Source organism: Methanosarcina sp. 1.H.T.1A.1, assembly GCF_000979295.1.
Taxonomy (GTDB): Archaea; Halobacteriota; Methanosarcinia; order Methanosarcinales; family Methanosarcinaceae; genus Methanosarcina.
In genome coordinates this window covers 1-7,856 of sequence record NZ_JJQY01000057.1, presented here as the reverse complement: position 1 = coordinate 7,856, position 7,856 = coordinate 1, and the positions used below count along the sequence as shown (strand labels likewise).

Here is a 7,856-nt window from a genome sequence, read left to right as displayed (position 1 = left end):
AGACAGGTAGACCAGGCAGTACAGGCAAGACAGGTAGACCAGGCAGTACAGGCAAGACAGGTAGACCAGACAGAGCAGGCAAAACATGTAAGACTGGCAAGACAGGTAGGCCAGACAGAGCAGGCAAAACATGTAAGACTGGCAAGACAGGCAAGACAGGCAGAACTCCCCTGAAAGGTGGTGGCCGGCCCGATAATGCTGGTGACACAGCCTATGAACGCCGGAATAAAGCACTTGCACCTTATGATAAAGCACTTCAGAAAAACCCTGAGGATGCAGCCGCCTGGGTAGGCAAAGCCGCAGTGTTTCTAAGGCACAGGATGTACAGCGATTCCCTGAAAGCCTTTGAAAAAGCTCTTGAAATCGAACCTTCGAATCCTGCTTACCTCTACGAAAAAGGTTTCGTGCTCCTTCAGCTCAAAAGGGATGAAGATGCCCTGCAGGCTTTTGACAGGCTGCTTGAAATAAAGCCTAACAGCGACAAGACCTGGAACCTTAGAACCTCAGTCCTTTGCAGGCTCGGACAGCACGAAAAAGCCCTTGAAGCTTCTGAAAAAGCCCTTGCTGCCAATCCTAAACTCGCGGGTGCATGGAACGCAAAAGGCTCAGTCCTCGTTGACCTCGGCAGATACGAAGAAGCCATAATAGCTTACGATGCCGCCCTCAAAATAAACCCGGACCTCTCCCGTGCCTGGGAAGGCAAAGCCTTTGCTCTCTACAACCTGGACAGGCCTGTGGAAGCCACAATAGCCTATGATGCCGCCCTCAAAATAAACCCGGACAATGCAAAGATCTGGGTCGGAAAAGCAATGGTCCACCTCAAGCTCGGCAAACATAAAAAAGCGCTTGGGCCCTGCAGTCAAGCCATTTTAATAAAGCCCGATCTTGCGGAAGCCTGGTACTGCAAAGGCCTGGCTCTCGCCGGTCTGGAAAAAGGTGAAGAAGCCCTCGGAGCCCTTGATAGAGCCATCAGGCTCAATCCGGACTATGTCGAAGCCCGAAAAGCCAGAAATTCCTTAAGCTCAAAACTAGGATTCGATCTGGATGACGATGAAGACGAAGATGAAGATGAAAGAGAAGAGGGAAGGCCGGAAGTCAGGAAGAGCGTATGGACAAAGAGGGAGCCAACAAGCGAGATAATTAAGAAAAGTCGGGGATACGGAAGAGACCAGAGAGGAGAGGGGCCTAAGAAGAGCGAATGGACGAGGAAAGAACCAAAAGAAGAGAAGACTGAGAAAAGTTGGGGTCAGGGAAGGGAGCAAAGAGGAGAGAGAACTGAGAGAAGTGTACGGACAAGGAGAGGACCAAAAGGAGAGGAAACTGAGAAAAAAGTGGGTAGAGGAAGGGAGACAAAGAAGTAACTTTTAATCCTTCCATATTTTGGTTAGCTGCTTAACCACCTGTTTATAAATGACTGGTTAGTTGCTTAACCACCTGTTTATATGTATATGGTTAATCTGCTTTACGAAAATAAAAAGTAAGCCCTCTCCTTCAGGGGCAAGAATCAGGTTTTACGGGGGGTTCAATTCTTTTTTAATGTATTTTTTCTGCCATCGGCCAGGAGAAAGAGTTTCTTGCACTCCGGTTAGTGAAATCTATTCTATAGTTATATACCAGAAATACCAGAATTCTTTTTTTGGAGAAAACGGATTTAATTAGAATCACTGAAAGCACGGAAAATACGGAATAAAGAACGTATCTGAACAGAGATTTCCGTGCTCTTCTGTGTTCTCCGGTTGATATATTTTTATTCACATCTAATTCTTTAGATGGATTTTTATATATTGAAGTCTCTTCATCCAGAAAATTAGCCCAATTCCATAAGTTTGCAATAATTTCTTTGATGACCTGGAAGGTGATCTTACGCTTCAAAATGTGACTCAAGTGTGTGATGTAAACTGCTCAAAGGAAAATCCTTTAGGGCATGGTCCGAATGTTTTGTTAAACATTTTTCACGAGATGGAATTTAATAGCCCGCTGTATTACTTTACTCTGCCAGGTTTCACTCTTGTAGCAGTCGGGTTGTATATACACCTTAATCAGGTACAAACCTTTTATCCTGATGGAAGCTTTAATCTCGAGACTGCTGTTTTGATGTTGCTGCTGACTTTCATCGGAATTTTTATGGCTTTTACCGGAATTCTGCTGCATTCGATAGCTGGTTTGATCAGATATAAAATGAATAACCCGTGAAAGCTTGCTAATTCATTCAAATTATTTCCTGCTGCAGGCAATCGTGGAGATTATGCTTAAAATGTAAGTTCAATGCGATTCAAATAAAGGGGAAAACATCACCTTATCCCCTTTTATCCGGAAAATTACTTTAGAAAAATAAGACTTTCTACTATCTAATGGACTATTTGAATTTAAGGTGAAATTTTTTGTGTGGGAAACCCCAGCTCAAGAGGACTATTTTAAGTACATTTCTTTGCTAATTTCTCCTAAAGATAATACATGGAATAGACGCAAACCGGCAATATTATCACTCGATTTTTATTTTAAACATTGGCAACGATAACAACATAATTTTTCCCGTATTTTTCAGCACAGTCCGGACAGGTAGTGTACCACATATACCATTTCTTGATTTCGAGCCCCTGGCTTTTTGCATAGCCTTCAAAGTCCGCACACCATTCCCCTGTTTTTTCAAAATCTCCCTCGTACACTTTGCTCAAAAACTTCCCGCTCAGGGTTACGTTTTCAGCTCCATCGACCGCTCTGTCAACAGCCAGATAGAGGTCCATATTGCTTTCGGAGGTATGGTCCGACAGACAGAGCCAATCTGGCACTTCCGCCCCAGCCCTGGCAACTTTCTCGTTCATCCTCATTATTACTTCCCCGAAGTTCAGGGGCATGTAATGCTGTGTGGTAACGGAATCCCTGATGAACCTTTTATTGTTCCAATCAAAGACTTTTCCATCCCAGGGGGCGGGATCAAACGGAGGACAACATTCCGGAGTTTCGGTTTCGCTGGTCATGGCTATTCTCCCTGGTAAATAATTACTTTGGGGGTTATTTTAGGTTTTGGTTTTTGCATTTTTTATGGAAGCTACTTCTCGACAGAGGCATTGTCGGGATAATGGAAATACAGGAAGAGTTTCAATCCTTGTTTTAGTGGAAGCTACTTCTCGACAATGTCGCTAGAAAAACTGGAACAAAAAGCCAATGAGGGTTTCAATCCTTGTTTTAGTGGATCTTGCTCGCGAATATGTTTTTGTGAGAAGTACTGCGTGTATATACGGGTGGTTGTTTCAATCCTTGTTTTAGTGGATCTTGCTCGCGAATAAGAGCCTTACAGAAGGCCTCTAAAGAAGCTTAAAATGTTTCAATCCTTGTTTTAGTGGATCTTGCTCGCGAATTTGGCAAAGGTCTTCTGAACGTCTTTGTCAAACCTGCTGGGTTTCAATCCTTGTTTTAGTGGATCTTGCTCGCGAATTTTCTCCCCTGGAAAAACGTTTCCAAATTCCGCACCGTTTCAATCCTTGTTTTAGTGGATCTTGCTCGCGAATAGGGCAAAAATTTCCGGCGTTTGGCCAGAAAAGGCTTGAAATGAGCCCTTTTTCTGGGCTAAAATTCTTGCTGGAAAATTATCAAACCCTTTATAAATACAAGAAAATCAGGGTTTTTGATGGTTTGGAAACATCTGAAAATATGCTTTTCTTTCTATTAAACTTTTGTTTTTAATTATCGGCTCATGTTAACAATCAATGATCAACCCAACGCAAAGCCCCACTATAAGAGTAAACATTATATCCCACCGACAACCGCCTGACATGTCATTCTATAAAAACTGACTAAAAAATAGAATGTAGAAAATAGAATGTAGAAAATAGAATGTAGAAAATAGAATGTAGAAAATAGAATGTAGAAAATAGAATGTAGAAATTTATGATTTGGTGGTGCGAATATTTTTTAGTTTCTTTTTTATTTTAGTGGATTTTCTTTTTGCTTTAGTGTATATTATATCTGTAACTATGTGTGCTTCAATAGAAATAACGATTCCAGTTAATAATGAAATTATATATTTTGTCGGGATGTTAGTAATTTCTAAGTTGAACAATTTGACAACTGGTGCTATGATGAATAAACCTACAGTTGAAATTATTATGATCGGGCCTAATAACGGATGGTGCAATTTTCCACGGTGCTTACAAATTTTTTGATAGGGCCACCAGATATACTTAAGAATTCCCCATCTTCTGAAGGGATCACTTTGAATATCCAGATCGGGACTGAGATAATACGTCCCAAATATAAGTGCAAATGAAAATATTGCTATAGTGTCAAATTCAATATATTCCGGTGGAATATTCGATTTTATATAATTTATATGTAAACTTAGCAATATACCAAGCAGCAGCGTAATATTTACTTTTATATGAGTTTTTCCATTAGGCATTCCGAACACCGTTTTTAAAACTGGAGAACGTGTATAATACTCACAAAACCTATTCCATGAAACCGATTCATATAAGTCCTCATATTTTATAAAACTTTTTTATATATTTTGTTATCTAGTAGGTGATAATGGTTAATATTTAATTCGGTCGTTGCCGTTGGATTTTTACTAAATGGATTTCAGTTTCAAGTCCTATTTGGCAGGTATTGCTCACGAATTTGCAAATTCCATCCCAGTATATCCACGTTGTGTACTATGAAATGAAAATTTCATATCAGGTGCCACAGACTTTATAAATAAAACAATAAAGAAGCTGAAAACGGTAGAAGATCAGAAACAGAAATGGAAAATTGTGGGTGCTCAACTACTATTACTGAGGTGAGGGGTTTGAATATTCCTGCTTTTAGTGGGCTCCGGTCGCAGACCGACCATCAAGAGCCCAATAACGCCTGTTGAGGGCCGACCAGCACCTGGCCAGCGATACCGGCATTTGCCAGCTAGAATAAAAAAACCTACTGTATCCTTTTTTCAATTTTGGCTTCGAATAAGGTTCAAAACTCTCAAGCTTGAAACAATAGCAATTTACTGAATGAGGCCTTTTTTATTGCTTGAATTTCCAGGCCGATTGATTGCATTAACCATGCTCACAAAATTTGTACCCGCTTGCTTCAACTTCCCTCTTACAGAATAGCCATGTTTTTTATATAATTTTAGAGCTTCTTTGTTCTCGGGTTTAACAATCAATGAGGTCCTGGAAATACCAAGTTTATGAGATTTGAGGGTTGCTGCCTTTAGCAATCTGCTTCCAACCCCACAGGCCCTGTACTGTGGATAAACGGCAAGTGAATCTATATAATATTCCCCGGGTTCTGCCTCTTTTGTTTTTAACATGGGAATTACTTTTCCGCGGTAATCCGCGGCATTGGATCTATATAATTTAGGGAGTTTTTCTACCAATAATTTATTCAAGCGCGGAAAATGGTCTGAAGGAAATGACAAAACTAAACCTGCTATACCATTACGTCCCTCGGCAACATCTATATTTTGATAACTCAAAATATTATCAGGCTGTTTATAGAACTTTTTAATAACCTCTTGCACAGCCTTCCGATTAGTAGAACCCGCCAGCACATAAGCACACTCTTCCCAGGCCATACAGATTAATTCTGCCGCTTCATCAGCATCTTCAATTTTGGCCTGTCGAATAAACATAATTCTCAAACCTCCATAAATAAAGTTAAATCTTATAGTTTCTTATTTTATTTCTGTCCTTTTATTTCTGTCATTATACAGTTGATATTTACATTACTTTTTTTCACTATTTTTTCATGTTTTTTATTCCTTTCTCGTTACCTCTATCTTTTATAATTATTGTCATTATTATTATTATTATTATTCTCACATTGGCAGTGTGATACATTAGTCGAGGTTCAATCCTTATTTTAGTGGATCTTGCTCGCGAATAGCTCTGGTTTTTGTTATGGAGGGGGTTTATGGAAGTTTCAATCCTTGTTTTAGGAATTATTCAAATACAATATCAAGGATTTTTGATACCATGAAAGATCATTTGGGGAAATGGGACTATAGAGCAATTCCCAATCTGAAAATTTGAAGTTATATTTATATCATTCCTGAAATCAACATCAATCTCATCAACATCAATACCCTGGAAATCATGTTCCAATAAAGAGACGTATAATCATCGGTTGTTAAAAACCAATTTTGGTATTTTAACCAAAGAGTTATATATAATCATATTTTAAAACTATTGATTGAGCCGGTCCCTAAACTCAAAATTGCTTCTCTGAATCTCGTGTTCTGAATTATTAATTGAGTTTATGATCAAAGAAAATAGTTTTTTTTACGGCTCTTCGTTGTTTCGAGTGGATAACTTAAATTCATTTTCAAAATGTTAAAGTAGCATGTATAAAATACAGAAACGTTTGCTGTTGGAAATCACATTCATACTCGACGTTTCTCTTTTTAGCATGGCTATTTTCTAACTGATTAATTATTTTTAACCCACACGAAACCGCGAAGAGTCAACTTTGATTTGCGAATAAAATTAGTTGGGGGATCAGTTTACTATCAACTAAAACAAAGGTGAAACAAAATGGCTTATAATGACAGAAGAAACCTTTTCAGGGTAAGAGACAGTGACCGCGAAGGTTTCGGAGCTACCAGAGAAATGCACAAGACAATCTGTTCTGACTGTGGTATTGAAACCGAAGTGCCTTTCAAACCTGATCCTGAAAGACCAGTTTACTGCAGGGACTGTCTTCCTAACCACAGGAAACCCAGATTTGAGAACCGCAGATACTGAACTTATCTCAATAATTGAGATATTTTTTTAAGAGGTTTTTAGACTCAGTACCAAAATCCAGTGATGAATGTAAAATTAAAAATCACTGGGTTTTGGAACGGGGTCGGTTTCTACGAAGCCGAATTAAAGAAAACGTGATACATTACGGGGCAGTCATTGTGAAGAAAACAGGGTAGTCATTGAGAATAAAAAACCCTTAGGCTCCGGCACAGAACTACCTCTGCACATTCCCGATTGGACGTTTTGATTTTCACTATCATGGTCTCCAATCAAAGTTTCAATTAATTACAAGTTGCATAGGTTATTTTGTTGCGGGCACTTAGTTTAAACCCTAATTTGACAGAAGAATACATTTTCTAAGGTACAAATGGGTTTCATGCTTCTGTTTTCTTCATACAATTAAAAGTAATATCTTGTATTTTTTGGGCACTTCGTTGTTTTGTATTGATCTCCTCATAAAAACCAACGTGATCTTTAATTGAAAGTCGTCTTATCCATAGGAAATAACGAAGAGCCATTTTTTGATTTGTGATGTTCTTTGTTTTTTCCGTGTGAGTCTGTATTGTAGAGTAAAATGTTGATCTCCAAAAGAATGAAAAATCAGGTTTCTTCAATTTCATACCGGATACTTGCAAAGATAGTAAGTTTCAATCCTTGTTTTAGTGGGTCTTGCTCGCGAATTTTGACCGTGGTTGCGGAATATGCAGGCGTTTGAGTTCTAATCCTTATTTTCTTGTTTTGAGCGCCAAAATTTCTACTTCTTTTCGGCACCTGATGTCTACAGCTAATTAAAAACCTACAACAAAATAATTTATCATATCTGGTAATACTAAATTGTATAAAACAAACATATCTGTAACACATTTATTTAGAAACGTATTTATAGTAAAATGGTTTTATTCAACAATTATAATTATTACTTAAAAAGTAACACATTGACAGTATTTTTAGTTCTAAACGTATTATCTAAAAAGAGTCTTTCCAGTCATTACAATACTGGTTCAGGAATTTATGTCAAAAGAATTCCGGACTCTAATATCAATCGAGGAGGAGTTTAGATTAAGAAAAACCAGCAATATTTGCTCATAGGCTCAATAGCTGTCTCTTATACACATCTCCGAGCCCACGAGACGG

The 7,856-nt window shown here is 38.5% G+C and carries 5 protein-coding genes and 1 CRISPR repeat array; of the genes, 2 read left to right on the top strand and 3 right to left on the bottom strand.

Annotated features, from left to right (window positions below):
- Window positions 1-1,361: tetratricopeptide repeat protein (locus tag EO95_RS06105; protein WP_156163992.1), on the top strand; the 1,361-nt coding region annotated here is incomplete at its 5' end.
- A gap of 1,137 nt (window positions 1,362-2,498) precedes the next feature.
- Here EO95_RS06105 and EO95_RS06090 read toward each other — a convergent pair.
- The 3 genes from EO95_RS06090 to EO95_RS06075 form a co-directional block, all read right to left on the bottom strand.
- On the bottom strand, window positions 2,499-2,978 hold the full coding sequence (locus tag EO95_RS06090; RefSeq protein WP_048133213.1) for a hydrolase: 480 nt from the start codon (window positions 2,976-2,978) through the stop codon (window positions 2,499-2,501).
- Between the two features lie 46 nt (window positions 2,979-3,024).
- A CRISPR array of direct repeats spans window positions 3,025-3,508; the repeat unit is 23 nt; unit sequence GTTTCAATCCTTGTTTTAGTGGA.
- A 378-nt stretch (window positions 3,509-3,886) separates the two neighbouring features.
- Complete coding sequence (locus EO95_RS06080) at window positions 3,887-4,399, bottom strand: metal-binding protein (protein ID WP_048133209.1); 513 nt, start codon at window positions 4,397-4,399, stop codon at window positions 3,887-3,889.
- A 582-nt stretch (window positions 4,400-4,981) separates the two neighbouring features.
- On the bottom strand, window positions 4,982-5,611 hold the full coding sequence (locus EO95_RS06075; protein WP_048133206.1) for a GNAT family N-acetyltransferase: 630 nt from the start codon (window positions 5,609-5,611) through the stop codon (window positions 4,982-4,984).
- A 901-nt stretch (window positions 5,612-6,512) separates the two neighbouring features.
- Here EO95_RS06075 and EO95_RS06070 point away from each other — a divergent pair.
- Window positions 6,513-6,722 (top strand): CxxC-x17-CxxC domain-containing protein, encoded by a 210-nt coding sequence (locus EO95_RS06070; RefSeq protein WP_048133204.1) that lies wholly within the window; start codon window positions 6,513-6,515, stop codon window positions 6,720-6,722.
- Window positions 6,723-7,856 lie beyond the last annotated feature (1,134 nt).